Source organism: Shewanella sp. CG12_big_fil_rev_8_21_14_0_65_47_15, assembly GCF_002783505.1.
GTDB lineage: Bacteria > Pseudomonadota > Gammaproteobacteria > Enterobacterales > Shewanellaceae > Shewanella.
Map to the genome: position 1 here is coordinate 21,827 of NZ_PFGL01000064.1, position 25,445 is coordinate 47,271.

Consider the following 25,445-nt stretch of genomic DNA (forward strand, 5'->3'; position numbering starts at 1 on the left):
AAATTAACCCTGTGGCGTAGGGTAATCAATTTATCTTATTAAACGACATCTTGGTAATGTAAAAGAAAAGAGGCTAGATAAAATATCCAGCCTCCTAGGTCTTGAGTGTTATTTATCTTGCATCAGCTGGCGAATATATTTCACTGGCGCACTGCCATAACTTAAGAATGTTTCATGGAAGGTTTTAAGATCAAAATCCTTATCCTTGACCTTTTTGTATTCTTCACGGAAATCATAGATCTCACGATAACCAGAATAATAACTGGTTAGCTGGACTTGGCTTAACGTTGCACGGCGCCACTTGCCTTCAGCTTCAGCTTGCTGCTGAAATGCTTCATCCATCATCAAGGCTATCGCCTCTTTTTCAGTCATACCTTTTACATGGATGCTGTAATCTAAAATCGTGTTACAGATAACTCTCAAGTTCCACTTGTAATACATAAGCCACATTTCAGGTTCAAAATCACCGTAGCCTTCCTCGAGCATCATGCGTTCGGTATATACTGCCCAGCCTTCAACCATAGCACCATTACCAAATAAACTCTTCACAAGGCTTGGTGACTCATTGGAATAAACCAATTGAGTATAATGCCCAGGAATCGCTTCATGGATATTGAGGATCTGCAAGATCCAGTGGTTATATTCACGTAGATAACTTTCAGCGGACTCATCGCTCATATCATCGAGTGGCGTCACATTGTAATAGGTATTACCTAGTTTCTCATACGGACCAGGGGCGCTGATAGATGCCCCCGCGAAGCCTCGCATATATTCTGGGGTTTCACGCACCACTAAAGGCTTTTTAGGGTCGAGGGTGACTAAGTTTTTCTGATTAACAAATTCGATTAACTGTGGAATTTGTTTACGGACCTCATTCACAAAGTCATCACGTTTAACATGTTGAGTAGATAATTTATCGATTAACTGACGAATGGCGATTTTATTATCCGCAGGTTTTGGCGTAGTAAAATATTTGGGCCAAAGTTTATCGGTGATCTTGGTCATTTCACCTTGAACTCTTTCTTTATCGGCCATAGCCTTTTGGTAGAGTTGCTTGGCTGTCATGCCCGCTTGAATATCGAAGGCAAACTTCTGTTCATATAATGCCTCTCCAATCCTAAAGCTGCGAGCGCCATCTTTTTTGAGTTGCGACACTAGGTTGTTAAGCCATGCAATATGCCCGTTGATTGCCACCGTTGCCGCATCGAAGCGCGTCTTAAATAGGGCTTTTTCGCTGTCGCTGAGACCAGAATCGGTCACTTGCTTTAATAAATCATCGGAGAAAACAGAAAATGCACCTTGGTTCTGCATAACGGCAAGTTCTGTATGTTCTAGAGTGGGCTGATTGATATTAGCCTGTGCCGCGGCGTAATAAGCTGGAATATTTTCCATACGCGCCAGCACCGAACGCAATCTATCATCTAACGGGGCAAAGTTTTCGTTAATAATTTGGGCAAAGCCACCCGCGACATTATAGTTAGAGGGATCCCACTGCCAGGATTTAAACGTAGTGATATCCCACGCCATACTGCCCAATAAGTTATTGATTAAATGGTAATCAATCAACTCATTAGCAGTTAGGGTTTGTTGATCAAACTTGGCTAGAGCTGCCTGCTGGGCACTAACAAAAGCCAAGGTTTTAGCACGGCTAGCCTCATTAGGAATATCAAGATAGCCATCATTAACATGCTTACCACTGTATAGTGCCCAGGTTGGTGATAATTCCCACAGGGAATCGATAAATGCATTGCTAAATTGGGCAAAGCTTGCGGCTTGAACTTCTGCGGCAATCGAAGCTGTGCTGGTATTGGTCTGAGATTGGCAGCCAGCAATACCGGCGAGTGATAACAGTATCGCAAGGGATAAGGTGGTTTTTCTCATTATATTTCGTCCTTTATACTATGATGTTCGAACTCACGTTTTAAATCAGCTCACTTAACGCTTTAAATCAACTCACCTAAAACAATGCCAAGCGCTGTGGCACATAAGTGTGGCCATTAAAAATGCACTAAGTTAATCATATTGCTTTAGTAATTGCAGCTATGTTGCCACAGAATACATGCTCAGTTACAAATTTTTAGTTCAGGCATAAAACGTTCTTCGAAGGAGTAAATGGCATTCGAGTATTCAAGAGGATCAAAAACAATAAAGCGGGATCAACAAAGATCATTTCTGGCAAATCCTGCAATATTCACCTTTTATTCACCACTGCCTGCTATAATACCGAACTGCTTCGCTGTTGAGTCACGCTTAACAGTTTGCCTATGAATTATTTATTTGAGACACCTAATGCCATTTTCCAAACTTGGATTAAGCGAACCGATTGTAAAAGCCATTACAGAACTCGGTTATTCGACCCCAACCCCCATTCAAGCTAAGGCGATCCCCGTTATCCTCAGTGGTAAAAATGTGCTCGGCGCCGCACAAACGGGCACAGGTAAAACCGCCAGTTTTGTGTTACCGCTGCTGCAAATGTTTGCCGATAGCCCCCAAATTCGCCCTAAACGAGTACGCGCCATTATCCTTACACCTACCCGTGAGCTTGCAGTGCAGGTTGAGGACAATATCAGCCAATACGCAAAATATCTGCCGCTGACCTCTATGGCCATGTACGGCGGCGTCGATGCCACGCCACAAAAAAAACGCTTAATTGAAGGTGTCGATATCCTAGTGGCGACCCCAGGTCGACTACTCGATATGTACACCCAAAGAGCCATTCACTTCGATGAATTATCTGTGCTGGTATTAGATGAAGCCGATCGAATGCTCGATATGGGATTTATTGAAGATATCAATAAAATCATCGAAAAATTGCCGCCACAAAGGCAAAACTTGCTCTTCTCGGCCACCCTTTCGAAGCAAGTGCGCGTATTAGCTAAGACCGCCGTTGAAAATCCTATCGAGATTGAAATTGCACGAAATGCAGCCACGGCGCCACAAATTGATCAGTGGCTCACCACTGTCGATAAAGATAAAAAATCTGCGCTACTGAGTCATCTGATTAAGGAACAAGCGTGGGATCAAGCGCTAATTTTTATCCAAACCAAGCAAGGCGCGGCCAAATTAGTCAGTCAGCTTGAAAAGCGTGATATTGCCGCCGAAGCCTTCCACAGTGGCCGCAGCCAAGCGGTACGTGAGCAGCTTTTAGCCGATTTTAAGTCCGGTAAACTGGCATTTTTAGTGGCAACGGGCGTCGCATCCCGCGGTATCGATATCGACGCCCTCACCCGGGTGGTTAACTATGATCTGCCCGATGAAGCCGATGATTATATTCATCGTATTGGGCGTACGGGCCGCGCAGGCGAGCAAGGTGAAGCCCTATCCTTTGTGTCAAAGGACGACTTTAAAAATCTGTGTGCGATTGAACGCCGCCTAGGCCACCTCATAGTGCGTAAAGAAATCGACGGATTTACCCCTAAAAAAGCAGTGCCAATCTCCATTCTCGATTTTGTGCCTAAACATAAGCCTGAAAAAACGTTTCGCCCAACAGACTCGGCTGCGGGAACTTACCGCAGTACAAAGGAAGGTACTTTCGAGACGGCTAAGGCGAAAAAGCATCGCAGTGCAAAGTCGCAACCCAAGCCAGCGCCGAACGCGACTTTGCGTCCAACCCGATCTGCACCGGAAGGTCCAAAGCGACAAGACAGTGGCAACGCCCCCTTTAATCCATGGACCAGCGGACCTAAATCCAAGTAATTCAATTAAATATAAGCTAACACTATGATTATTTTCACGACTAATATCGGCGATATCGGCATTGAACTCGATGTTGAACGTGCGCCCGTTACCTCAAAAAACTTTCTCCGTTACTGCGAAGAAGGGTTTTATGAACACACCATTTTCCACCGTGTGATCAAAGGCTTTATGATCCAAGGCGGTGGTTTTACTGCCAAGATGAAAGAAAAACCGACCCACGACCCCATAGTCAACGAAGCCAATAAAGGACTTTCAAACGTCCTTGGCACTATTGCAATGGCCCGCACCGACGCCCCGCACTCGGCCACGGCGCAGTTTTTTATCAATACCGCCAATAATGATTTCCTCGATCATACCGCAGCCACCAATAACGGTTGGGGTTATGCCGTCTTTGGTAAAGTGGTCGCGGGACTCGAGGTAGTACAGCAAATTGAAAAGGTCAAAACCACTAAAGTTGCAGGCCATGAAGATGTGCCGCGCGAAGCTATTATTATCGAGAAAGTGACCATTACCGAGTAATTTGTACACATATAAAAACAAAGGGAGCTTATCGCTCCCTTTGTTTTTATATGCGGTCAATCAATATCTTTGAGCGGCCATAATACGATATGATCTTCGATATCTTTTACCCTGCGCTCATCAATCACTTTGCCTTGAATTGACATGCCCGCAAGGTGCATCGCCTCTTTCGATCCTGTGATTAACGGGTGCCAGCTTGGCAAGTCACGTCCTGCGGCAAGCCGGCGATAGGCACAGCTATCGGGCAGCCACGTCAGTTGATTGACGTTATCGAGGCTGATCACTGTGCATTGGGGAACATAGCTAAAACGGTCAGTGTAATGTTGACAACTGCCTGTGTGATGATCGAGCAATAAACAGGCTGCATTGGTGTAATACAAGTCTTCGGTTTCATCGTCGATCAACTTATTTAAACAACATTTACCACAGCCATCGCAGAGGGATTCCCACTCGGTTGCTGTCATCTGCGCTAATGTTTTACTCTGCCAAAATGCCATGTTCGAAACTATCTTCCAATAAAAAACCCGCTTAGTGCGGGCTATTTTACACTAATTTGTTGGGGATGCTTAATTCTCTCCGATAAATGCACAACAGAAATGCCAAAATAGTCAGAGCTATCACTGTCATTGTTATCCCAATGCAGCAAGGCACGATAATTGCCGTACACTAAATATTTTCGCCCTTTTACCCCATCGGGCATAATCAGTGAGGCGTCGATATCTTCACGATTGGGGAGATCGGTATTATCAAATTTGCGAATACCCAGAGCTTGCCACTTAGCTAAGGATTGACGTTTATCCAAACCCACTAGCGCTAACTCTATAGTGGCAGGTGCTTGCACTTGTCTCCCCCAGGTATCATCCCCTTTCCAGCCTTGCTGTTTAAGCAGATTTGCAGCAGTGGCAAAAGCATCACTTAGGTTCCCCCAAATATCTTTCTTACCATCGCCGTCACCATCTTGGGCATAGGCAAGGAAATCAGTTGGCATTATCTGGGTTTGTCCCATAGCACCGTTCCAATTGCTTTTAAGATCGTGAAACCCCAAATGATCTTTATCCATTATCGACAATGCGGCCATAAATTCCTTTTGGTAAAAGTCTTGCCGCTCGCCATTAAAGGCCTGTGATGCCGTCACAGATAATACGGGGTAATCCCCAGCCGTTTCACCAAAATCGGCGACTAATCCCCACAATGCGACCAAAAACCTTGGCTGAACTTGGTATTTATCAGCGAGACGATTGAGCACTTGCTCATGTTCTTTAAACAAAACCCGTGCGGTGTTCACTTTCCACTCGGGTACCACTTCGGGTAAGAAAGTGTCGAGATTTTTAGCATTTTCCGATTTGGTATTGTCCGCGACTACGGCTTTTTTAAAACGTTTTATCTGGGGAAAAGCGGTATCTAAGGTGGCTTGGCTAATACCCTTTGCACTCGCTTCTTGCTTTAACTGCATAAGATAATCGTTAAAACTAAGATCCACTCGGTGCTCTTGCCCCAATACTGGCAAGCTGATCAAGGACAATATGGCGAATGTACATGCGGCAACACGGTAAATGATGGTTTTTAGCATATCCCTTTCCGCTGTGATTAATTATCAGTCTTTGATCCCAAGGCTGCGTTTATGCTCGGCCAATAAATTAACCTGTGGCGGCGGAATTTGTAAATAGTAACCCTTATCTTCCATTGCTGCTCTGACCTTATGAATATCTGCCATCCCTAATGACTCACGTTTAGCGATAGGAAATACCATCACTAATTGTGGCACACCAAACATGTCCATCAAGGCAACGGGGACATCTTCAAAACAATCTCGTTTCTTCACGAATAAGTAAGTGTCAGCCTTTCGACTACTTTTATAAACGGCACATAGCATAAGTGTATCAATATCCAATAGTTCAAACTTGCCAGTCAAGAGGGCACACTATAACATGGTCGCCTAGTAATTTAATTGTAAAATCAGCGAACCGACTGATGATTTCTTAAGAAGAGTGCCGGGATGTCAAAACCTAGCTTAGAGTTAAAAGGTGCTTCTTTTACTCTTTCAGTACTTCATATTAATAGCAGCGACTTACATGCTGTCATGGCTGAATTAGATAGCAAATTGGCACAAGCCCCTCAATTCTTTCTGGGTGCTCCCTTAGTTGTTAATCTGAGTGCCATCCAAGATAACGATTTCAATTTACATGGCTTAAAAGAGTTATTGCTTTCCCGTCAATTAGTGATTGTGGGGATCACGGGGGCCACAACCGTGCTCAGCAATCAGGCTAAAACTCTTGGGTTAGCCATTGTAAAAGCGGGTAAACAGAGCACTACCCCACCCCCTGCGCCGCGTCAAACCAAGATAGTTAAGCAAAATATCCGCTCGGGTCAGCAGGTCTATGCAAAAAATGGTGATTTAATCATATTTGGTGCCGTAGGCAATGGCGCTGAAGTCATTGCCGATGGTAGCATTCATATCTATGGCGCATTACGGGGAAAAGCCATGGCTGGCGCGGCGGGAGATCCCACTGCAGTCATCATAGCCCACTCGCTCGAGGCCGAACTCGTTTCGATAGCAGGGCAATATTGGCTCGCTGAAAATCTACAACAACATAGCTCAGATAAAAGCGGCTGCATTCGCTTAAATGGCGAGTCGCTTATGGTTGAATCATTGCCCCTCTAAATGGCAGAACAAAGGATAGAGAGAAACATGGCACAAATTATTGTTGTCACTTCAGGTAAAGGCGGTGTAGGTAAAACCACATCGAGTGCTGCGATCGCCACAGGACTCGCAATGCAAGGACACAAGACTGTCGTTATCGATTTCGATATCGGCTTACGAAATCTCGATTTGATCATGGGCTGCGAGCGCCGTGTCGTTTATGACTTCGTCAATGTGATCAACGGTGAAGCCAATCTTAATCAGGCGCTGATCAAAGATAAGCGCTGCGAAAAACTGTTTGTGCTGCCCGCATCGCAGACCCGGGATAAAGATGCACTGACCAAAGAAGGCGTGGGCCGGGTGCTCGACGATTTGGCCAAAGACTTTGAATTTATCATCTGTGACTCCCCAGCGGGGATTGAGCAAGGCGCTATGATGGCACTGTATTTTGCCGATATCGCCATTGTCACCACCAACCCAGAAGTGAGTTCGGTGCGCGACTCAGATCGCATTTTAGGTATGTTGCAGAGCAAATCCCGCCGCGCCGAGCTGAATCTAGAACCGATAAAAGAGTTTTTACTGCTGACGCGTTATTCACCGAGCCGCGTAAAATCCGGTGAGATGTTAAGCGTTGATGATGTGAAAGAAATCCTTGCAATTGAATTGTTAGGTGTGATCCCTGAGTCACAATCTGTACTCAAAGCTTCAAACTCAGGCGTGCCGGTGATTATCGATCAAGAAAGTGATGCGGGCCTCGCCTACAGCGACACGGTCGCGCGCCTATTGGGTGAAGATGTCCCAGTACGCTTTATTACGGAAGAGAAGAAAGGTTTCTTACAACGGATATTTGGTAGCTAATTATGTCTTTACTCGACTATTTCAAAAGCAAGAAAAAACCTAGCACTGCGGTAATGGCAAAAGAGCGCCTACAAATTATTGTGGCTCATCAACGTGGTCAGCGAGACACCCCCGATTATTTTCCACAGATGAAACAAGAAATTATTGCTGTTATTCGCAAATATGTGCAGATTTCTGATGATCAAGTGTCTGTGCAGTTAGATCAAAACGACGATAATCTGTCGGTACTCGAACTTAACGTCACTCTGCCCGACAGATAAGTTGAGCGGCTCCCAAGCTGGCTCAAGGTGTGAGTTTCGTCAGCTTGAGCTGGTTTGGGTATATTCGTCATCCCTATTGGGGATGACGTTTTTTGTCGCCTGCATTTTACACAGACTACAGCTCAAGTTTTGCCAACGACTGCGCGGCTAATTCACCACGCCAGCCACCTAACACTGCGGGTAAGTCCCCCTGTTGATTATCCCAACGCCACTGTAGATATTCATGGATATGCCGTTTAGACGCTAACATTTCCTGTGGAACTTCATGGTGTTCACACAATTCAGTCAAACAGGTTTTAATGCTCTTAAAAGCCGATTTGTAGCCGGATTTTAAGGCTAATACATCGACTAACTCGGGTAGATTGACCAGATCCGCCGTTTGCATTATTCGCAGTATCTCTTTACCGTGAATACGCTTTTCCTGCTCGGTTAAGTCATTGAGTTTAATTAGCTCGGCGATGCTTTTAGGCTGTTTTTTCGCAAGGGCTATCAACCCATGGTCCTTAATCACAAACCCTAAGGCGAGATCCCGGGCTAAGGCTTTTTCAAGGCGCCACTTAGCTAACACCTTAAGATAGGCTAATTGGATCTCATTCAATTGAAAGGCATTTTTAACCTTTAAATAGGCGGTGTCTAGATCCGGGGCAGCTAAACGCCCCTCTGTCATCCGCTGGCCTTCCTCGTATAACCAAGCTAATCGCCCCTGGGCACTCAATTTGGCTTCAAGTTGCGGATAGAGTTGATATAAGAACAGAACATCATTGGCCGCGTAGGTCAGTTGCGCTTCGCTTAAGGGACGTCGCATCCAATCGGTACGGGATTCACCCTTATCGATGACTTCATTAAGACAGGTTTCCACCAGCTTGGCATAACCCACCCCATGGCCCATACCACACAAAGAGGCGGCAATCTGACTATCAAACAGTGGCGAAGGCTGGCATTGACCATAATGGGCAAACACCTCTAAGTCTTCACTGCAAGAATGCACTAACTTGATAATATTGGGATCATCGAGCAAGGCCCAAAACTGCGATAGATCGGGTAATGCCACCGGATCGATCAAGGCCAAGGTGTGGCCATCATAGGCTTGAATGAGCCCTAATTTTGCATAATAAGTACGGGTACGAACAAACTCGGTATCTAAAACGAGTATTTTACTCTGTTGATATTGGGCGACGAGGGCATTTAGGCTCGCTGCATCGCTCACATACTGAAACGCTGACAAATTCTTCTCCAGTTCCTGTGGGGTCAATCACAGTCCATAAAAACAAAAGCCGGCTAATTGCCGGCTTCAATCCTACGCACGCTTAGCTTCGTCTCTAAGCTCTCGTCGCAAGATCTTACCCACGTTGGTTTTAGGTAACTCGTTCCTAAATTCTACCAGCTTCGGTACTTTATATCCCGTTAAATGAATACGACAATGCTTAATGATGTCATCTGCGGTTAACGATTTATCTTTTGCCACCACAAAAACCTTCACTAATTCACCACTAGCATCGTTGGGGACACCCACGGCGGCCACTTCGATGACCTTAGGATGCAGGGCGACCACCTCTTCCACTTCATTAGGGAAGACGTTAAAGCCAGAAACCAAAATCATGTCTTTTTTACGATCGACGATATAGAAAAAGCCTTGCTCATCCATGTAGCCTATGTCGCCCGTGGCTAACCAGCCATCTTTATCGATCACTTTGGCCGTTTCCTCTGGGCGTTGCCAGTAGCCTTTCATCACCTGCGGGCCTTTACCAAACAACTCTCCAGTTTCGCCTTGAGCTAAGGTGTTACCGTCGTCATCGCGGATCTGGATAAGTGTCGAGGGTGCAGGGAAACCAATTGAACCGTTGTAACCGTCTAAATTATATGGGCAACAGGTTAATAAGGGTGAGGCTTCAGTCAGACCATAGCCTTCGAGCAAACGGGTCTTAGTAATAGCTTGCCACTTATCGGCCACGGCTCTTTGTACCGCCATGCCACCGCCAATCGACAATTTTAGACGGGAAAAATCCAGTTGAGAAAAATCTTCACTGTTGACTAGGGCATTAAATAAGGTATTCACCCCAGTTAATGCGGTAAAAGGGTATTTTTTAAGTTCAGCGACAAAGGCTGGAATATCACGGGGATTAGTGATCAGCAGGTTCTGACTCCCCTTGTGCAGAAACAACAGGCAATTCACTGTTAAGGCAAAAATATGGTACAGAGGTAATGCCGTCACCACAAACTCACTGCCATCATTTAAGGCGGGCGAATAGGCACCATCGGCCTGCAGCACGTTAGCAACCACGTTCCCATGGGTCAGCATCGCGCCTTTAGATACCCCAGTTGTACCACCGGTATATTGCAAAAAGGCAAGATCATCATTAGTGATAACGGGTTTGACATACTGCATGCGTCGTCCACGGGACAGTGTGTCACGCATTGAAAGTGCGTGGGGTAAATCGTATTTAGGCACCAGTTTTTTTATATATTTAACAACAAAGTTTACTAAAGTGCGTTTGGGCGCGCTCAGCAGATCGCCAAGGCCGGTAATGATCACACTCTTAACCGGAGTCTGGTCAACCACTTCTTCTAAGGTGCGGGCAAAGTTTGAGACCACGACAATGGCTTTCGCACCAGAATCGATCAGTTGATGCTTAAGCTCGCGGGGAGTATAGAGAGGATTGACGTTAACGACCACCATTCCTGCACGTAAAATTCCGAAGAGGGCAATGGGATATTGCAGTAAATTTGGCATCATCAAGGCAACACGATCGCCCTTTTCGAGCTTTAATTCATTTTGTAAATAGGCAGCAAAAGCACGGCTGTGCTCTTCTAATTTACGGTACGTGAGTGTCGCCCCCATGTTGATAAATGCAGGTTGATCTTCATACTTAGCCACCGCCGTCTCAAACATATCGACGAGTGATGAATATTGATCCACATTTATCTCAGCAGGCACATCTTTTGGTAAATGATTAATCCAAGGCTGATCCACAACTCTCTCCTAAATCCCCACAACTGCGGAAACGGTATCCATACAACCGTCAACACTCGATAAATACCGAGTTAAAATACCGGCTTACATTTCTTGTTATTGATTAACTCGTCATAAATCATACGAGCGTTTTAATTTTGATCATCATCACATAAAAAAAACAAAAAACCTAGTGCCTTTTTGGGGTAGCAAAAGCCATTATTCAACAAAGTCTCGGATCAACTGCGCTACCCCCTGCGCATTATCCATATGAACATGGTGATCCCCCTCGATAATGTGTTCCGAAAGCTGTTTGAACCACATACGCGCCTTAGGCAACGCGCTCTGTAATTGGCTAAATCCCTGTTTACCGCAAATCAATAGGGTTGCCACCGAGATATCCTGCATGAGTGCATCAACCTGAGCGAAAGTTAATCGCAGGGGGGAATCTAATTTCAACCTAGGATCGCTACGCCAACCTAATCCATTCATTTCGGAGCGCATATTGCGCTCAAGTAACAATCGACACCAAGGTTCTGCTAATCCCGTTAAGTGTGCCCTCGCTCGCACCGCGGTTTCGATACTGTCATAGATTTTTACCTGCCGATGCTGCTGAGTTAACTGCTTTTCATGCTGATAAAAACTCTTTCGTAAGCGCGCCTTCGCTTGCGTCGGTGATTCAAACAATGGACTTAAGGCTTCAATCAAAATCAGCCTATTGACCTTTTCAGGGAAGGCCGCCGTGTAGGCCGACGCAATGATCCCCCCGAGTGAATGCCCCACCATGGCGAGCGGTTTCTGTGGCAAGACAGTCAGCAAGGCGTCCAGATCATACAAGTAGTCAATCCAATGCAGCGGATAATGACCAGGCCTGTGGTCTGAAAAACCATGTCCGGGCCAATCGATGGCAAGCACCTGATAATGAGGTAAAAACTCAGCGAGCGGTTCAAAACTATTGGCGTTATCTAACCAGCCATGTAAGGCAAGCAATAACGGTTTATCCCTCGCCCCCCATAATCGACCACTCAGTTTGATATGGGGTAATACAAACTCAACTTGATTTTTGGGGGCGAAAGATTGCCACATATTGTCTCTGATGTCAGGTAATTAACGTGCTTTTTTGATAAATTTGAGCGTCATGCGATCACTTTCACCGATCGCTTGGTATTTTGCTTTATCCGTATCGCCCAAGGCATATGAGGGGGGAAGTGTCCAAACACCCTTAGCGTAATCCTTAGTATCCTTCGGGTTGGCGTTGATCTCTGAACTTTGATCTAAGGTAAAACCGACTTTTTCGGCTAAGGCAATCATCTCGGTTTGATCCATATAACCGCTGCTAAAACTCATTCCTTTGTTGGCTCGGTGTTCAACGACACCAAATACCCCGCCGTCTTTGAGCACATTATAGGAGGCGGCAAAGACATTCTCCAATTGATCTACTGAGGCCCAGTTATGCAGATTACGGAAGGTTAACACCAGATCGGCACTGGCGTCGGCGCCGAGTTCCATCTTATGGGGCGGATCAAATGTGACTATTTTAGCCTTTCCAAACAAGGCCTTATTTGCTGTCATCCAAGTTTCAAATTTTGTCCCTGCTTTAGCCAAATATCGACTCAATGAGGTGTCATTTGACGGTGCAGTCTCAAAACTGGCCGCAATATAGTGACCTTCTTTAGCTAAATAGGGCCCCAAAATTTCACTATACCAACCATTACCTGGCCAAAGTTCGACCACAGTTTGATTGGGGGATATACCAAAAAATGTCAGGGTTTCTGTGGGGTGACGATAGATATCTCGACTGGCGTTTTTAGCTTGACGGAATTCACTCTTGATAGCCTTGTCCAATCCATCATCGGCGTGAACTATGCCGGAACACAGACCAGCAATGAGCATACTGGCGACTAATGTGACTTTTTTCATCGTAATTCTCCTTGGATACCGAACACTTAAGCTAGCAGCCAATGCTGAAAAATCCAAGGAATAGCACAATAAGTTCATGAGTTGCGGTGTAAATATTTGTGAAAATTACGCCTCAGCCAGTATCAAGAATCAGGCTGGATTAATGCCGAGTGGCTAAATCGACTCGGCGCCAAGCGAAGAATAAGGCGCAGGCGCTACAAAGTAGCCATAGGCTGACCCAAACCCATGCGGGGATCCATGAACGCTCGGCCAGCAATACCGCATCCCCTTGCCCATCCAATCCTAAGAGCACGGTTGGACTAGCCAGGGCATTGAGCATAATCATCATTCCTACGACCCGTAGAAACTGGGTTAATATTTTATTTTTATTCAGCTTTAATGGCAATAAAAAGATAATTGCTAACACGGCGAGTATGGCAAGCGTGAGAACGTCCCGCCCCCAGAGCAATCCACTCAGCACGACTAATGCGCCAAGAAAGGCAAAACTGACTCGGATCCCTCTTGGCCAAGTTGCTAATAAGTAAATTAAATATCCCCAACAGGCCGCCCCAAAATACCCAGCAAAACCAATCAACAGCGGCGAACCGCCTTGGCTAAAGCAAAAACCTGCCCCATTGGGGAACAGCTGAATATGGCTCACAAGACCACCACTTAAGACGGTTGCAATACCATGGGATAACTCATGGAAATAACTCTCGAGCCATTTGAATGGCACACTGAGATAGGGTATGCGAGTTAATAGCAAAGCCAAAACCAGTTCTATGATAAACAGTCCACGGCTTGGAATACCAGAGAAGGTCAAATCCGTTGGTTTTTGGGCAGAAAATGTTGGATCTGATGGTTTTTTTTGATTGTCAGGCATATACATCCACGCCCACCATTTGCTGAATTTCTTCACGCTTGGCGGCATGCTGGGTCTGTAGGTACTGGGCTATCGCCCCTTGGTGGCCACGGGTATCTTGCTCATACTCGAGCTGAGCACCGAGCCTTGACTGTAAATTTTTGGCAGAACGGGTGGAAGAGTCATCTAAATTTAGGGCGGCAACGGCATCTTGCTCAATCACTGGGCGTGACGATTCAGGCGCTGTAAGCCCCTGAGCAATAGCGGGTCTATTACTCGCTACGGCATTGGTCAAACTCATTTGATTCACATTTATCTGCATCAAGATGCCTATATAAATACTTAGGTGAGTTCCAGTGTGTTACTTTCGCTAGCACACAACAGCGAAACGAGGCCCAGTTTCTAACATCATAACGTCCTAGCGTCCTAACGCATTCGCATCGCCCCTATGATAAACAGATTATTCACGGCCCGGTAACTTTTTCCATGTCACTGTATCACGTAAATACACAGGTTCAAGCTCATCGACCGAGGTTGTCAGCCCTGCTTTTATGGCCACATCTGCAAGTTTGAGCATAGCCCGCGCATCGGGATATTTCACGGCATTCAGCGCTAAAATCCCGGCGCCAAGTGCCAGTAAATCAGGATAAGCGTCAAACCCCGTGCCACATCCAACAATAGGTTGCTGGAGATTTAAAACAAGTTGCACCTCTGTGGGTGCACTCACGGCTTCTTCACCGACGAGCGTCGCAATCCCATCGACCGCCACAAATTGCCCCCAATACACTTCCCCCATACGGGCGTCGATAGTACAGAGCACTTGCTCGGCTTGATGTTCCGTTATCGCCATTTGCGCCATTGCCGCTAGGGTTGAAATACCTATCACAGGCAAATCTAACCCAAGGGCTAAGCCTTGAGTCATGCTGGTACAAATACGAATGCCGGTAAAACTACCTGGGCCGCGGCCATAGGCGATGGCATCGAGTTTATCTAAGCCAATCCCCGCTTGCTTCAAAACCGAGTCCACCATAGGCAAGAGGCGCTGACTGTGCTCACGGGGCGCATCGGCCATTTCCGCAAAAATCTGCCCTTGATAGGAGAGCGCTGCCGAGCAGGCTTCGGTGCAAGTGTCTAATGCGAGAATACAAGCTGAGTATGATTGTGTTGTTGTCATTTAAGAACCGGATTAGCGGGCAAGGTTTCGCATCAAATTTACATAATCTGTATTGTGCGAATATGCCATGGGAAAACTGGCGCAAATAATAACATCAAATGCCCGAAAACAAAGGGCTAAGCAAGTAACTCAGCTAAAATAGCGCCCGCATGATATACAGCAGCAAAACAGAACGAGGTGGATTTATGTGATCTAAGTCAATGATCGATAAACTCATTAATGAATACCGCTAGCTTGGGGAAACTTTTTCAACTCTGCTTGTCAGAGCAGACGAGTCTGGATTGAATTCATTCCTTGCCATTCCTTTACCATTGTACGATTGCATTAATCCGCCTTCGATAAGGACATTTCATGTTAAACACGCCCCATTGCGTCGCCTAAGACGCTTACGTAGCTCAGAAGCGATGCGCGTTCTGCTGCGCGAGACCCATATTTCGCTCAGCGATCTTATCCATCCCCTGTTCATTGAAGAACATATCACCCATGCCGCACCCATCTCCACGCTACCAGGCATCAGCCGCTTGCCGAGAGTCGACTTGCGGATGAAGTGCGCGAACTTTACGCCCTCGGGATCCGCTATGTAATGCCCTTTGGGATTTCCCACACTAAGGATGATAAAGGCAGCGACACCTGGGATGACAATGGCTTACTCGCCCGCATGGTGCGTACCATTAAAGCCGCCGTGCCTGAGATGATGGTGATCCCCGACATTTGTTTTTGTGAATACACAGATCACGGCCATTGCGGCGTGGTGCACAATAATGAAGTCTGCAACGATCTCACCGTCGAAAATTTAGTTAAGCAATCGGTCACTGCCGCCAAAGCGGGCGCCGATATGTTAGCGCCATCGGCCATGATGGACGGTCAAGTGAAAGCCATTCGCACAGGGCTCGATGCCGCAGGTTTTGAGCATGTAGCGATTCTGGCCCTCGCCTCTTCCTTCTACGGTCCTTTTAGAGCGGCGGTCGATTGTGAACTCAGCGGTAATCGCAAGGGATATCAACTTGATTATGCCAACGGGCGCCAAGCCCTGTTAGAAGCCTCATTAGATGAAGCCGAAGGCGCCGATATCCTGATGGTTAAACCCGGTACGCCCTACTTAGATGTGTTAAGCCGTTTGAGACAAGAAACCCACTTGCCACTCGCCGCCTATCAAGTCGGCGGCGAATATGCGGGCATTAAATTTGCGGCCCTTGCAGGCGCGCTAGATGAGCGTGCTGTGGTGACTGAAACCTTTATCGGCTTAAAGCGAGCGGGAGCGGATTTGATTGTCAGCTATTACACCAAACAATACGCCCAGTGGTTAGCCGAGAGTCAATAGTTACCTCGGTAGCTATCGTTTTGGACGTTAAAAATCGATAAAAAACGCCACCTTTAACGGTGGCGTTTTTATATTTAACGTTCTAACGCTTAATCGCTTAGGCTTTCTGCAATCGTGCAAATAAGGCTTTCACTTTTTCTACTTTAGGGCGCACAACCATCTGGCAATAGGGCTGTTCACCATGTAATGCAAAATAATCATTGTGATAGTGCTCAGCGGGGTAAAAAGTCTCAAATGCTGACACTTGGGTCACTATGGGTGCATCGAAAACCTTAGCTATAGTTAACTGATTGATCAGGCTATTGGTTTGCTCTATTTGTTCTGCGGTATGAGCAAAAACGATAGAGCGATACTGCGGCCCTTTATCATTGCCTTGGCGATTAAGGGTGGTCGGATCGTGACTCTCAAATAACACCTGTAGCAGCGTGCTAAAAGAGATTTGCGCAGGATCGAACTCGATGTGCACCACCTCGGCATGCCCAGTTAATCCCGAACACACAGATTTATAGTCGGCATCGCTCGCCTCACCGCCCGAATATCCGGAGGTCACATTAATGACCCCTTTCAAGCTCTTAAAAATGGCTTCAACACACCAAAAACACCCCGCACCAAAGGTGGCAAAGGCATATTTTTGAGCGGTATCCTCAACCTCATCCGTTGCTTTAAACACCATAGAGACAGAGTTAACGCAGTGGCGAATATTCTTCGGCGTTAAATATTCCCCTTCAAAAACATGGCCTAAATGCCCTCCACACTGGCTACAAACGATTTCGGTGCGGCGGCCATCGGCATCGATATGGCGGCGAACCGCACCCGGGATTTCATCATCAAAGGCAGGCCAGCCGCAGTGGGCATTAAACTTATCTTCTGAGCGATACAAGGGCGCATGGCATTTTTTGCATAAATAAACCCCTTTCGCGTCGTGTTGATAATATTCACCGCTAAAGGGGCGTTCTGTGCCCTTTTCTTCTATGACATAGCGTTCAAAATCAGTCAGTTTAGTGTTCATAAACGTGTCCTTTCGCTCCCAAGGGATATCAGTTTTATTGTTTATTATAAGACAGTGTCAACCCAAGGTTTATTTCGCCTCGCCCCGAATGGGCTTTTTGGCATAGTAGCCGCTTTGCCCCATAAAATCCTATTGATTGAGCACTCGCTTAAATCACTGGCGGAAAATTCAGCAATGGCTTAGGTACTAAGCGATGAGTGTTTGCACCCTGCAAAGGGCAAAGCTACACTTGCTGCGGGTCAATTCTCTACCCAAACCCTTTCTATATGTCTGCTTAAACACTAGGACTAAGCAAGCCACACAGATAATGAGATAAGCGGCGACGACTCCTTACCTTTATCTTTAGAAAGCGTTTGGTTAACCATCATTTATAACAAGTAGAAACAATATGAAATTAGAAACCATTGATTATCGCGCCGCCGATAGCGCCAAACGCTTTGTAGAATCCCTGCGGGAAACGGGCTTTGGCGTTCTCTCTAACCACCCTATTGATAAGGATCTGGTTGAGTCCATCTACGCCGAGTGGCAGGCATTTTTTAACTCAGAGGCGAAAAACGAGTTTATGTTTAAAAAGGAAACCCACGATGGTTTCTTCCCCGCTTCGATTTCAGAAACCGCAAAAGGCCACACGGTTAAAGATATTAAAGAGTACTACCACGTCTACCCTTGGGGCCGGATCCCTGACTCGCTGCGGGCCAATATTCTGGCCTACTATGAAAAAGCCAATGCGCTAGCGTCTGAACTGTTAGAGTGGATCGAAACCTACTCACCTGACGAAGTAAAAGCGAAGTTTTCGATGCCCTTACCCGAGATGATCGCCGATAGCCAGAAAACCTTGCTACGCATTCTGCATTATCCGCCAATGACGGGTGATGAAGAAATGGGCGCCATTCGCGCCGCAGCCCACGAAGATATTAACCTTATCACTGTACTGCCCGCCGCCAATGAGCCAGGGCTACAAGTGAAAGCCAAGGACGGGACTTGGTTAGATGTGCCAAGCGATTTTGGCAGCATTATCATCAATATCGGCGATATGTTGCAGGAAGCATCCGGCGGGTATTTCCCATCGACTTCGCACCGCGTGATCAACCCAGAAGGCACGGATAAGACTAAGTCACGTATTTCCCTGCCTTTATTCCTGCACCCAAATCCTTCGGTTGTACTGTCTGAGCGTTATACCGCCGACAGCTATCTAATGGAAAGACTGCGCGAACTCGGAGTGATCTAATCCGCTGCGACAATTTAATCCAAGAAAACATCAAGGATTAAGCGATTGAAGCGCCTGAGGGCGCTTTTTTTATGACATTCGCCGCCATCAAGGTAGAATAGCCGTTCTTTAAGTTATTTAGGACAAGGCGTTATCATGGCAATTCAATGGTATCCAGGGCATATGCATAAGGCACGCAAAGAGATCGAAGAGGCTATGCCTCAGGTCGATCTGGTGATTGAGGTGCTGGACGCGCGTATTCCCTACAGTAGTGAAAACCCCATGGTGTCAAAGCTTCGCGGTGACAAACCTTGTATTAAACTGCTGAATAAATCCGACTTAGCCGATCCTGAAGTCACCGCGCAGTGGATTGAATACCTAGAGCGTGAACAAGGCGTTAAAGCCACGGCGATCACCACGCTGCAACCGGGTATGTTGAAAATGCTACCGGATCTTTGCCGTAAGTTAGTGCCGAGTCGCGATAAGACCGAAAAGGACATTCGCACTATGATCATGGGGATCCCAAACGTGGGTAAGTCTACCATTATCAATACCTTAGCCGGTCGTGTTATCGCTAAAACCGGTAACGAACCTGCAGTCACTAAGACCCAGCAGCGCATTAATCTACGCAACGGTATTGTGCTCTCGGACACCCCGGGCATCTTATGGCCTAAAGTGGATAACGAAGCCAGCAGCTATCGTCTTGCCGTTACCGGCGCCATTAAAGACACCGCCATGGAATATGAAGATGTGGCCCTGTTCGCCGCCAAGTATTTCATAACCGCCTACCCAAAAGAGATTTGCGAGCGTTATAACTTGAGCGAATTACCGCACGACGATATGGCGCTACTCGAGGAAATTGGCCGCAAGCGTGGCGCCCTGCGTCCCGGCGGCCGTATCGATTTGCATAAGGCATCTGAACTTTTATTGCACGAATATCGTTCAGGCAAAATCGGCTTGTTATCCCTTGAAACCCCCGCGATGGCCGAAATTGAAAAGGTCGAAGTGGCACGTATTCTGGCTGAAAAAGAAGCTGAAAAAGAAGCCAAACTGGCCGCAGAGAAGCTAAAACGCTCTGGAAAACGCCATAACGATTAATGTTACGTTGAGCACTCTTTAGCGTTTAAACCTTCAGCGACTAAATGACTAATGCAGGCTTCGACTGATAGGCGAGCCATGGCATTCGCTCATCGATACTGTGAATAGACACCTAGGGCCTCTAAGTGTATGAACGAGAGCCATGGAAGGCGAGCGAACAGTTAAACAGGGATGTTGTTCCAGTCCTTCCTTGAATGCAGGGTCGCCCATGGGGCGGACGGTCGCCTCGCAAATCACCATGGATCACCTTTTTAGCATTAGTGTAATCGGTAGATTTAAAAGAGCTACGTAACACACTATAGGCTCGACGGCGACATATGCAGTACACGGAAGTGTAAATGTCGCGTTCAAATGAATGTGTAAGAGCGGCCATGTCGCCAACGGTCACTGGCGCCCCTGTGCCAATTTTAACAACCAGTTTTGCTGTCTTGACGTAGACAACTAAGGGGTAATAGCTTGGCTTAAAACTTTGAATCCATTGAAAAAACAAAGCTTTTCTCTCCAGCTTTGGTTACTTGTCAAAGGTAAATGTACCCGGAAAGAATGCATTGACTAGGGATTTAAAAAACATAAGCCATAATGCCAACAAACCAAACCAATAAAAACCTAAATCACTGGTTTGTACTGATTGAATCTTAGGCTTCATATATTGATATGAGAGAAGCATTTCATTATCTGACTTTAATTGAAAAATTAAGCCAGCTTCATGCCAGATTGAAACTTTTGAACCGACATTTAAATCTCTGGCAAGTATTTTACACTTGCTTTCACTTATCCCAGCGGCAATAAATGAATCTTGGAAGGATCCAATTTTTAAATCAAAGTATGTATCTACTTTATCTGATTTACTATAAGTAACTTCATCTTTTTGACATTCTATGAAGTCAATTATTGTTGAATATTCATGAACCTTTGATATATCAGTCACTATGTATTTAGACAATACAAAAGCTAAAACTAATATATTTATTATAAAAAAAGCAACTATGAATATTGTACGACTAGTAGCTGAACCTTCAGGCGAGAACTCGATTATAATTTCATCTTCATCATCGTCTTGAAGCTCTTCAATTTTTTGTTCTCTTTTTTCGAATTCTCCGATATCTTTTCTGTGCTGGATTTCATCACATAACTGCTTATACCGTTCTGGGTACTTATCTTTATTAATGTTTTCATTAACATCCAACAATTCGTCCACTGTGTATTTTGTATAATCGATTAACACGATACTTCCCTTTACCTAAAACAACGCTATAACTTGCCGTAACTGGGCTTTTTGTTTTGCGCTAGCGTAGCGATAAAACGTAAAACGAGCAAGGCAGCGAAGAGCGAAGGTCCAGCCTGAATCGCCACCGATGTTGTAGGCACTTTTAACATTACAAAAAATAGGTCAACTTGCACATAGCGTGCAGAGTTCTGGTAGTGTCCCTCAACCACTTTGGGGACATTTTCAAGTTAATCAATTTTAAACACGCCACGCTCTAATCGCTTCTGTTGCTAAACCAGATAGCGGTTTTGAGACTTCACGGTCTTTATAAATTGAGGATGTATCTTTTGCGATTGGCACAGAATAATGAATATCGTGGGCCAGATTATTTAGATACTCACGGCCACCAGCTCCATATTTTTGCAGCTCCTGATCATTTAGCTGGATCATATAGCTATAGCCAAATGCACTCATGTTGCAATTTGCATTCAAGTATAAATGACCTTCATGTTCCAAAAGAAACCATGCTCGGTTTTCAGAATCCATTACTTTCATAGTCGTCTCACATTAGGGATTATGTTGCATTGTAAACACTCATTTTCCTTTAAGACTCGCCGCCGAGTTCGTATGGCATGGGTATATCGGCTTATTGCCCAAAACGGTCAACACTGCCGTCCAATGGGGGCTCGATTATATCGGTTCTTACCCGCAAAAAACTAGCAAATCGAGGTAAACCATTAACGGTTAAGCCTAAGTATTTATAGGTAATAATCGCGCCCACAGCGGGTGGATGCTGACGTTCCGTCAAGGTAAACCCTGTGCCTATGCTAAAAATACGGCCGTCAGGTGTTTGCACCCTTAGGGCTCCCATTTGACCAGCAAATTGGCCCTTACCGGCAATATAACCAATGATTTTTGCTTCGGCATCAAAATACGGTTTTAATTTCATTAAGTTAGGATTGCGCCCTACCCTATATTGGGCACTGCGCCTATGCAACATCAAGCCTTCTGCGCCTTGAGCCACTAAGGTATCGAGTTTTTGGTATAGTGCCTCAATACTGTCCAATCTAACCTGCTCAATAACCTGCATATAGGGCGATTCCCCCGTGAGAAGGCTGAGTGCGAGTTGATAACGCTGTTCAAAGTTGCCCGCCGCTTCCGGCAAATCAAACACCATAAAACGTACCGAACGCCAGTCGTCCTCCTTCGGTGCCGATTGACGGATTAAGCTCGATATCGCCTCAAACTGCCCTCGCCCGAGCCATAATTCTCCGTCAATAGGGATGGGAGGAAAACCCGCCGTAAACCACTTTGGTGCTGCAATCGGATTCCCCTGGCGAGTCACTAAACGGCGACCATCCCAATAACCGCGAACGCCATCGAGCTTCTCACTGATCAAAAACTCATTGATATCTAATACTTGCTCATCCGCCGTAAATTCAGTGGCGAGTTGAATATTGGGTGCAAGGGGGTTGGCGTGCAGCACGTAAGAGATCAACAGTAAGATGCCGCTGCACCATTGCAATAGCAGATAAGGTCTCAATGTTAAAAAAAGCGCTTTGTTTACATGAGTCATTCCCTTGCCTCTTGATAAACCCTGTCCTGCTCCAAGCTTAGATTGAAGATCAAAGGATGGCGAGATCCCCGATGAATTAACCGCGTTAACTATTTATGCACTGGTGATCTCGGGCTATACTGCGGCCAATTTTATCTGCCCGCGCAAATGTGACATAACACAATCATGTTTATAGCCGAGTTTGAACGGGATAAACCTTAGCAGTCTATCGCTCAAGTCAATGGAAATACTATGAAACCAGCAAACAACCACGGTATTAAGCGCATCGTTAGAGCCACGGGATTTTCGATGAAAGGCTTAAAAGCCGCCTGGGTTCACGAGGCTGCATTCAGACAAGAATTAATGCTGGCCATCGTGATGCTCCCCATCGCACTCTGGGTCGATATAAGCACTGTTGAACGATTACTGCTGATATCAACCCTGTTTATGGTGTTGATTGTTGAGTTACTTAACTCGGCGATTGAAGCCGTAGTCGACCGTGTGGGCAGTGAAATTCATCCCCTCAGCGGCCAAGCAAAAGATATCGCCTCTGCGGCAGTATTTTTAACACTGGCGTTATGCGGTATCACTTGGCTCGCCATCTTAGTGCCGCTATTTATGTAATCCGCAACAGCAAAATCGCCTTTAATGTGAACATTAAAGGCGATTTTAAACATCAAGTCGTTTAAATACCGTCATCGATCAAAAAGTCGATCGCCTGCTGAATCTGTTCCAACCGATCATTTTCAGCCCAGTACGCCACATATACACTGCGGGAAATGGCATTGGCGCCGCGCACTAAGTGTAATTCCCCTTTACGCAGTAACTGTTGTACTAAATGTTCAGGCAAAAATGCACAGCCGCCATTATTTAAAATAAAATCTAAGGCAATACGAGCAGAACTGGTATGCAATGTCGGCACCGGAAGTGTGGCATATTCCTGAGCATGGATAATATTAAACGCCGTCCCCCAATCCACCTTCACATATTGTCCAGGGGCCACTCCGCTGACGACAGTATCAGCCATACTCGACACTAACAGTAAATTGATTTGCCCTAATTGCACTAATTCAAATTGGTCCAGTTTAGGAGGGTCGAAGGCAATCGCAATATCCAGCGTTCTATCCATCAATTGCCGTGTCATTACCGTCGAGGGTAAGACTTCGGTTCGCAGTGCGACCCCAGGTAAACCGACATGCAAATGCTGCAAATGCCCTTGGAGATACGCATCCCAGATATTAGGACCTGCGCCGATAGCCAATTGGGTCGACTGTAACTGGCTTAAAGAGACATCTTGTTTGGCGCGTTCCCACGCCATTAATACCGCTTCGGCATGGCCGAGCATTCGCTCACCTGCGGGAGTGGGCTGAATATTATTGCGTTGGCGCTCAAACAGCGCGACGCCGAGAATGCTCTCGAGCTGCTTAACCCGAAAACTGACAGCACTGCGGGTAAGATAAAGGTTTTCCGCCGCCTTACCAAAATGGCGGGTACGGGAGACTTCGAGAAAGGTCTTAAGTAAATCGGTATCCATAAAAATTCTTGACCAACATTGGCAAATTTTTTTGATTTATAAATCAATAATACTAGCCAATACTCCAGTTGCAAATCTTTGTATATCAAAAACTAGAAGGTAACTGCCATGTCTGAACAGTCTTTTTCAAACGCTAACAAGGGTTCTGAGACGGTTAACGGCTCAGCTGCCAGCTTTGTATCTCATAAACGTTTTTATGATGATGCAAACTTCCCTAAAGGCTTTAAACGCAGTGGCGACTTTACCAGTAAAGAAGCCGAACTCCTTGAATTACATGGTTATGCCATGAAAAACCTTGCCGAGGGCAAGACGCGACCTTGCACCGCCGATGAAGCACAATTTGTCGAAGTCATCAAAGGAAATATCGCTCCCAGTAGCTTGTTAGAGCAGATCTGGTTAAAGTACCGCAAACTCGCCCTAGGCAAACCCTTTTATGCGGTCGTTGGCACAGTACATTTGCCTGCGACTAAACCCGAGGTCGAGCCCGAAGCAGTATTTGATGTCGATGTTGAAGATGATGTTCAGGATGAACCTGAACCCGAGGATAAAGAATGAAAATTAAGGTTTGCGATTAAATGCGTGGGTGGATTTTATATAAAGAAACCGCGACTCAGCTAAAACCTGAATGGTATGAAATTGAGCGTCTACTGGCAGCGGCAAAGGCTGACAACATAGAGTTGGAAGTATACGCACCAGATGAATTTGATCTTACGGTCACCAGAGAAGATAACAAGAGTATTTTATTAAACGGGCAAGCCGTTGAGTTGCCTGATTTTATTATTCCGCGCATGGGCTCTGGCACCACCTATTTCGCCCTCGCGATTATTCGCCATTTAGAGCGTTTAGGGGTGTATTGCCTTAACCCTTCTAAGGCCATTGAGATAGTAAAAGACAAGCTATTCTCCCAACAACTGTTGGCCGAGAAAAATTTGCCTACCCCTAAAACTATGTTGGTTAAGTTTCCCGTCGATATCGAACTGGTTGAACGTCATTTGGGGTTTCCCGTAGTGATCAAAACCCTGTCAGGCTCACAGGGCAGCGGCGTATTTTTATCCCATAAAGCCCGTGAATTTGATGACTTAATGCAGTTAATCGAAGCGACCAATAAAAACGCTAATATTATTTTGCAGGAGTTTATCGCCAACAGCCATGGCCGAGACTTGCGGGTCTTTACCATTGGCGGTCGAGTTGCAGGTTGTTATGAAAGACGGGGACAGGAAGACAGTTTTAAGGCCAATGTGAGCGCAGGTGGTTCGGCGCGCCCCTTCGAGATCACCCCAGAAATCGAATGGCTCGCCACCCAAACGGCGAATATTCTCGATCTCGATGTCGCGGGTATCGACCTCCTGTTCGATAACGGCCACTATAAAATTTGTGAGGCCAATTCATCCCCTGGATTCGAAGGATTAGAGTCCTGTTTAAATGTGGATATCGCCGCCCAAATTTTGCACTTTATTCGTATTCGCCTTGGCATGTTCAATAAGGATGAGCCAAACAGTCCAAAAGCGGTGATGGCTGAACTGACTTCTTCGGTTCTCAACGATAAAACGACCACCAGTGAGGTCAAACCCGTCAATAAAAGTTAAGCCTCCATATCACACAGGTTGCGGCGCTAACGTCTGTTATCGCCGCAATTGTTAACATTTGTTCTTCCC

The 25,445-nt window shown here is 46.0% G+C and carries 26 protein-coding genes and 1 pseudogene; 11 read left to right on the top strand and 16 right to left on the bottom strand.

Translation table 11 applies throughout. From position 1 onward, the window contains the following. Nucleotides 1-108: 108 nt before the first annotated feature. Complete coding sequence (locus COW15_RS18020; RefSeq protein ID WP_293634659.1) at nt 109-1,881, bottom strand: DUF885 domain-containing protein; 1,773 nt, start codon at nt 1,879-1,881, stop codon at nt 109-111. A 408-nt stretch (nt 1,882-2,289) separates the two neighbouring features. Between COW15_RS18020 and COW15_RS18025 the strand changes: the two genes are divergently transcribed. Both COW15_RS18025 and COW15_RS18030 read left to right on the top strand, forming a co-directional pair. Further along, nucleotides 2,290-3,696 carry a DEAD/DEAH box helicase gene (locus COW15_RS18025; protein WP_293634661.1) on the top strand — a complete coding sequence of 469 codons (1,407 nt, stop codon included), beginning with the start codon at nt 2,290-2,292 and terminating at the stop codon, nt 3,694-3,696. A gap of 24 nt (nt 3,697-3,720) precedes the next feature. Beyond that, nucleotides 3,721-4,215, top strand: a complete 495-nt coding sequence (locus tag COW15_RS18030; RefSeq protein WP_293634663.1) for a peptidylprolyl isomerase — start codon at nt 3,721-3,723, stop codon at nt 4,213-4,215. A 56-nt stretch (nt 4,216-4,271) separates the two neighbouring features. On the opposite strand, the gene COW15_RS18035 is transcribed toward COW15_RS18030, so the two are convergent. Genes COW15_RS18035 through COW15_RS18045 form a run of 3 tightly spaced genes read right to left on the bottom strand, consistent with a single transcriptional unit; the run spans nt 4,272 to nt 6,088 of the window. Continuing rightward, complete coding sequence (locus tag COW15_RS18035; protein WP_293634665.1) at nt 4,272-4,712, bottom strand: YcgN family cysteine cluster protein; 441 nt, start codon at nt 4,710-4,712, stop codon at nt 4,272-4,274. Between the two features lie 41 nt (nt 4,713-4,753). After that, entirely contained in the window at nt 4,754-5,785 is a 1,032-nt protein-coding gene (locus tag COW15_RS18040) for a lytic murein transglycosylase (RefSeq protein ID WP_293634667.1), read from the bottom strand. Nucleotides 5,786-5,809: 24 nt separating this feature from the next. Next, entirely contained in the window at nt 5,810-6,088 is a 279-nt protein-coding gene (locus COW15_RS18045; RefSeq protein ID WP_293634669.1) for a YcgL domain-containing protein, read from the bottom strand. 123 nt (nt 6,089-6,211) lie between these two features. On the opposite strand from COW15_RS18045, the gene minC reads away from it, so the two are divergent. From minC to minE, 3 genes are read left to right on the top strand one after another with little or no spacing between them, the layout of a single operon-like run. After that, nucleotides 6,212-6,877: a septum site-determining protein MinC gene (minC, locus tag COW15_RS18050; protein WP_293634671.1), complete on the top strand. Its 666-nt coding sequence runs from the start codon at nt 6,212-6,214 to the stop codon at nt 6,875-6,877. Nucleotides 6,878-6,904: 27 nt separating this feature from the next. Beyond that, the gene (gene minD / locus COW15_RS18055; protein ID WP_007648438.1) at nt 6,905-7,714 is read left to right on the top strand and encodes a septum site-determining protein MinD; all 810 of its coding nucleotides are present in this window, start codon (nt 6,905-6,907) and stop codon (nt 7,712-7,714) included. A gap of 2 nt (nt 7,715-7,716) precedes the next feature. Then, nucleotides 7,717-7,974, top strand: coding sequence for a cell division topological specificity factor MinE (gene minE, locus COW15_RS18060; RefSeq protein WP_007648439.1), 258 nt, complete (start codon nt 7,717-7,719; stop codon nt 7,972-7,974). A 115-nt stretch (nt 7,975-8,089) separates the two neighbouring features. Here the strand turns inward: minE and rnd are convergent, their stop codons facing one another. From rnd to tsaB, 7 genes are all read right to left on the bottom strand, one after another. After that, the gene (gene rnd / locus COW15_RS18065) at nt 8,090-9,199 is read right to left on the bottom strand and encodes a ribonuclease D (RefSeq protein WP_293634683.1); all 1,110 of its coding nucleotides are present in this window, start codon (nt 9,197-9,199) and stop codon (nt 8,090-8,092) included. Nucleotides 9,200-9,271: 72 nt separating this feature from the next. Further along, the gene (fadD, locus tag COW15_RS18070) at nt 9,272-10,945 is read right to left on the bottom strand and encodes a long-chain-fatty-acid--CoA ligase FadD (RefSeq protein ID WP_293634685.1); all 1,674 of its coding nucleotides are present in this window, start codon (nt 10,943-10,945) and stop codon (nt 9,272-9,274) included. 198 nt (nt 10,946-11,143) lie between these two features. Further along, nucleotides 11,144-12,010, bottom strand: a complete 867-nt coding sequence (locus tag COW15_RS18075; RefSeq protein WP_293634687.1) for an alpha/beta hydrolase — start codon at nt 12,008-12,010, stop codon at nt 11,144-11,146. A gap of 21 nt (nt 12,011-12,031) precedes the next feature. Continuing rightward, nucleotides 12,032-12,844, bottom strand: a complete 813-nt coding sequence (locus tag COW15_RS18080) for a methyltransferase (protein WP_293634689.1) — start codon at nt 12,842-12,844, stop codon at nt 12,032-12,034. Nucleotides 12,845-12,983: 139 nt separating this feature from the next. Then, nucleotides 12,984-13,706, bottom strand: a complete 723-nt coding sequence (locus COW15_RS18085) for a M50 family metallopeptidase (RefSeq protein WP_293634691.1) — start codon at nt 13,704-13,706, stop codon at nt 12,984-12,986. Continuing rightward, nucleotides 13,699-14,007, bottom strand: coding sequence for a hypothetical protein (locus COW15_RS18090; RefSeq protein ID WP_293634693.1), 309 nt, complete (start codon nt 14,005-14,007; stop codon nt 13,699-13,701). The genes COW15_RS18085 and COW15_RS18090 overlap by 8 nt, the downstream gene beginning before the upstream one ends. 138 nt (nt 14,008-14,145) lie before the next feature. Beyond that, entirely contained in the window at nt 14,146-14,859 is a 714-nt protein-coding gene (tsaB, locus tag COW15_RS18095; RefSeq protein WP_293634695.1) for a tRNA (adenosine(37)-N6)-threonylcarbamoyltransferase complex dimerization subunit type 1 TsaB, read from the bottom strand. Nucleotides 14,860-15,263: 404 nt separating this feature from the next. Between tsaB and hemB the strand changes: the two are divergent. Next, nucleotides 15,264-16,180 (top strand): annotated as a pseudogene (hemB, locus tag COW15_RS18100) (porphobilinogen synthase). Between the two features lie 97 nt (nt 16,181-16,277). On the opposite strand, the gene COW15_RS18105 reads toward hemB, so the two are convergent. After that, nucleotides 16,278-17,189 (bottom strand): bifunctional methionine sulfoxide reductase B/A protein, encoded by a 912-nt coding sequence (locus COW15_RS18105; protein WP_293634697.1) that lies wholly within the window; start codon nt 17,187-17,189, stop codon nt 16,278-16,280. A gap of 388 nt (nt 17,190-17,577) precedes the next feature. Here COW15_RS18105 and COW15_RS18110 point away from each other — a divergent pair, with 388 nt between their 5' ends. Beyond that, complete coding sequence (locus COW15_RS18110) at nt 17,578-18,417, top strand: 2OG-Fe(II) oxygenase family protein (protein WP_293634699.1); 840 nt, start codon at nt 17,578-17,580, stop codon at nt 18,415-18,417. A gap of 135 nt (nt 18,418-18,552) precedes the next feature. Continuing rightward, a complete protein-coding gene (gene ylqF / locus COW15_RS18115; protein ID WP_293634701.1) occupies nt 18,553-19,494 on the top strand; it encodes a ribosome biogenesis GTPase YlqF in 942 nt (313 codons plus the stop codon). 511 nt (nt 19,495-20,005) lie between these two features. Here ylqF and COW15_RS18120 read toward each other — a convergent pair. From COW15_RS18120 to COW15_RS18130, 3 genes are all read right to left on the bottom strand, one after another. After that, complete coding sequence (locus tag COW15_RS18120; RefSeq protein WP_293634703.1) at nt 20,006-20,719, bottom strand: hypothetical protein; 714 nt, start codon at nt 20,717-20,719, stop codon at nt 20,006-20,008. A 240-nt stretch (nt 20,720-20,959) separates the two neighbouring features. After that, the gene (locus COW15_RS18125) at nt 20,960-21,256 is read right to left on the bottom strand and encodes a hypothetical protein (protein ID WP_293634705.1); all 297 of its coding nucleotides are present in this window, start codon (nt 21,254-21,256) and stop codon (nt 20,960-20,962) included. 91 nt (nt 21,257-21,347) lie between these two features. Continuing rightward, on the bottom strand, nt 21,348-22,277 hold the full coding sequence (locus COW15_RS18130) for a DNA ligase (protein ID WP_293634707.1): 930 nt from the start codon (nt 22,275-22,277) through the stop codon (nt 21,348-21,350). Nucleotides 22,278-22,508: 231 nt separating this feature from the next. On the opposite strand from COW15_RS18130, the gene COW15_RS18135 reads away from it, so the two are divergent. Then, entirely contained in the window at nt 22,509-22,880 is a 372-nt protein-coding gene (locus tag COW15_RS18135) for a diacylglycerol kinase (protein ID WP_293634709.1), read from the top strand. Nucleotides 22,881-22,941: 61 nt separating this feature from the next. On the opposite strand, the gene hdfR is transcribed toward COW15_RS18135, so the two are convergent. Then, a complete protein-coding gene (gene hdfR, locus COW15_RS18140; protein WP_293634711.1) occupies nt 22,942-23,790 on the bottom strand; it encodes an HTH-type transcriptional regulator HdfR in 849 nt (282 codons plus the stop codon). Between the two features lie 108 nt (nt 23,791-23,898). On the opposite strand from hdfR, the gene COW15_RS18145 reads away from it, so the two are divergent. Both COW15_RS18145 and COW15_RS18150 read left to right on the top strand, forming a co-directional pair. After that, the gene (locus tag COW15_RS18145) at nt 23,899-24,345 is read left to right on the top strand and encodes a DUF413 domain-containing protein (protein ID WP_007648473.1); all 447 of its coding nucleotides are present in this window, start codon (nt 23,899-23,901) and stop codon (nt 24,343-24,345) included. A gap of 20 nt (nt 24,346-24,365) precedes the next feature. After that, complete coding sequence (locus tag COW15_RS18150; RefSeq protein WP_293634715.1) at nt 24,366-25,376, top strand: RimK family alpha-L-glutamate ligase; 1,011 nt, start codon at nt 24,366-24,368, stop codon at nt 25,374-25,376. Nucleotides 25,377-25,445: the final 69 nt, after the last annotated feature.

Bases quoted from the DNA above. Each gene is read 5' to 3' on its own strand.
- COW15_RS18125 (WP_293634705.1), bottom strand. From the start codon at position 21,256: ATGAAAGTAATGGATTCTGAAAACCGAGCATGGTTTCTTTTGGAACAT.
- COW15_RS18035 (WP_293634665.1), bottom strand. From the start codon at position 4,712: ATGGCATTTTGGCAGAGTAAAACATTAGCGCAGATGACAGCAACCGAG.
- tsaB (WP_293634695.1), bottom strand. From the start codon at position 14,859: ATGACAACAACACAATCATACTCAGCTTGTATTCTCGCATTAGACACT.
- COW15_RS18030 (WP_293634663.1), top strand. From the start codon at position 3,721: ATGATTATTTTCACGACTAATATCGGCGATATCGGCATTGAACTCGAT.
- COW15_RS18040 (WP_293634667.1), bottom strand. From the start codon at position 5,785: ATGCTAAAAACCATCATTTACCGTGTTGCCGCATGTACATTCGCCATA.
- COW15_RS18135 (WP_293634709.1), top strand. From the start codon at position 22,509: ATGAAACCAGCAAACAACCACGGTATTAAGCGCATCGTTAGAGCCACG.
- COW15_RS18110 (WP_293634699.1), top strand. From the start codon at position 17,578: ATGAAATTAGAAACCATTGATTATCGCGCCGCCGATAGCGCCAAACGC.
- COW15_RS18020 (WP_293634659.1), bottom strand. From the start codon at position 1,881: ATGAGAAAAACCACCTTATCCCTTGCGATACTGTTATCACTCGCCGGT.
- COW15_RS18150 (WP_293634715.1), top strand. From the start codon at position 24,366: ATGCGTGGGTGGATTTTATATAAAGAAACCGCGACTCAGCTAAAACCT.
- hdfR (WP_293634711.1), bottom strand. From the start codon at position 23,790: ATGGATACCGATTTACTTAAGACCTTTCTCGAAGTCTCCCGTACCCGC.
- COW15_RS18025 (WP_293634661.1), top strand. From the start codon at position 2,290: ATGCCATTTTCCAAACTTGGATTAAGCGAACCGATTGTAAAAGCCATT.
- COW15_RS18105 (WP_293634697.1), bottom strand. From the start codon at position 17,189: ATGAACACTAAACTGACTGATTTTGAACGCTATGTCATAGAAGAAAAG.
- minE (WP_007648439.1), top strand. From the start codon at position 7,717: ATGTCTTTACTCGACTATTTCAAAAGCAAGAAAAAACCTAGCACTGCG.
- COW15_RS18080 (WP_293634689.1), bottom strand. From the start codon at position 12,844: ATGAAAAAAGTCACATTAGTCGCCAGTATGCTCATTGCTGGTCTGTGT.
- COW15_RS18075 (WP_293634687.1), bottom strand. From the start codon at position 12,010: ATGTGGCAATCTTTCGCCCCCAAAAATCAAGTTGAGTTTGTATTACCC.
- minC (WP_293634671.1), top strand. From the start codon at position 6,212: ATGTCAAAACCTAGCTTAGAGTTAAAAGGTGCTTCTTTTACTCTTTCA.
- COW15_RS18145 (WP_007648473.1), top strand. From the start codon at position 23,899: ATGTCTGAACAGTCTTTTTCAAACGCTAACAAGGGTTCTGAGACGGTT.
- COW15_RS18130 (WP_293634707.1), bottom strand. From the start codon at position 22,277: ATGACTCATGTAAACAAAGCGCTTTTTTTAACATTGAGACCTTATCTG.
- minD (WP_007648438.1), top strand. From the start codon at position 6,905: ATGGCACAAATTATTGTTGTCACTTCAGGTAAAGGCGGTGTAGGTAAA.
- ylqF (WP_293634701.1), top strand. From the start codon at position 18,553: ATGGCAATTCAATGGTATCCAGGGCATATGCATAAGGCACGCAAAGAG.
- COW15_RS18085 (WP_293634691.1), bottom strand. From the start codon at position 13,706: ATGCCTGACAATCAAAAAAAACCATCAGATCCAACATTTTCTGCCCAA.
- COW15_RS18090 (WP_293634693.1), bottom strand. From the start codon at position 14,007: ATGCAGATAAATGTGAATCAAATGAGTTTGACCAATGCCGTAGCGAGT.
- COW15_RS18045 (WP_293634669.1), bottom strand. From the start codon at position 6,088: ATGCTATGTGCCGTTTATAAAAGTAGTCGAAAGGCTGACACTTACTTA.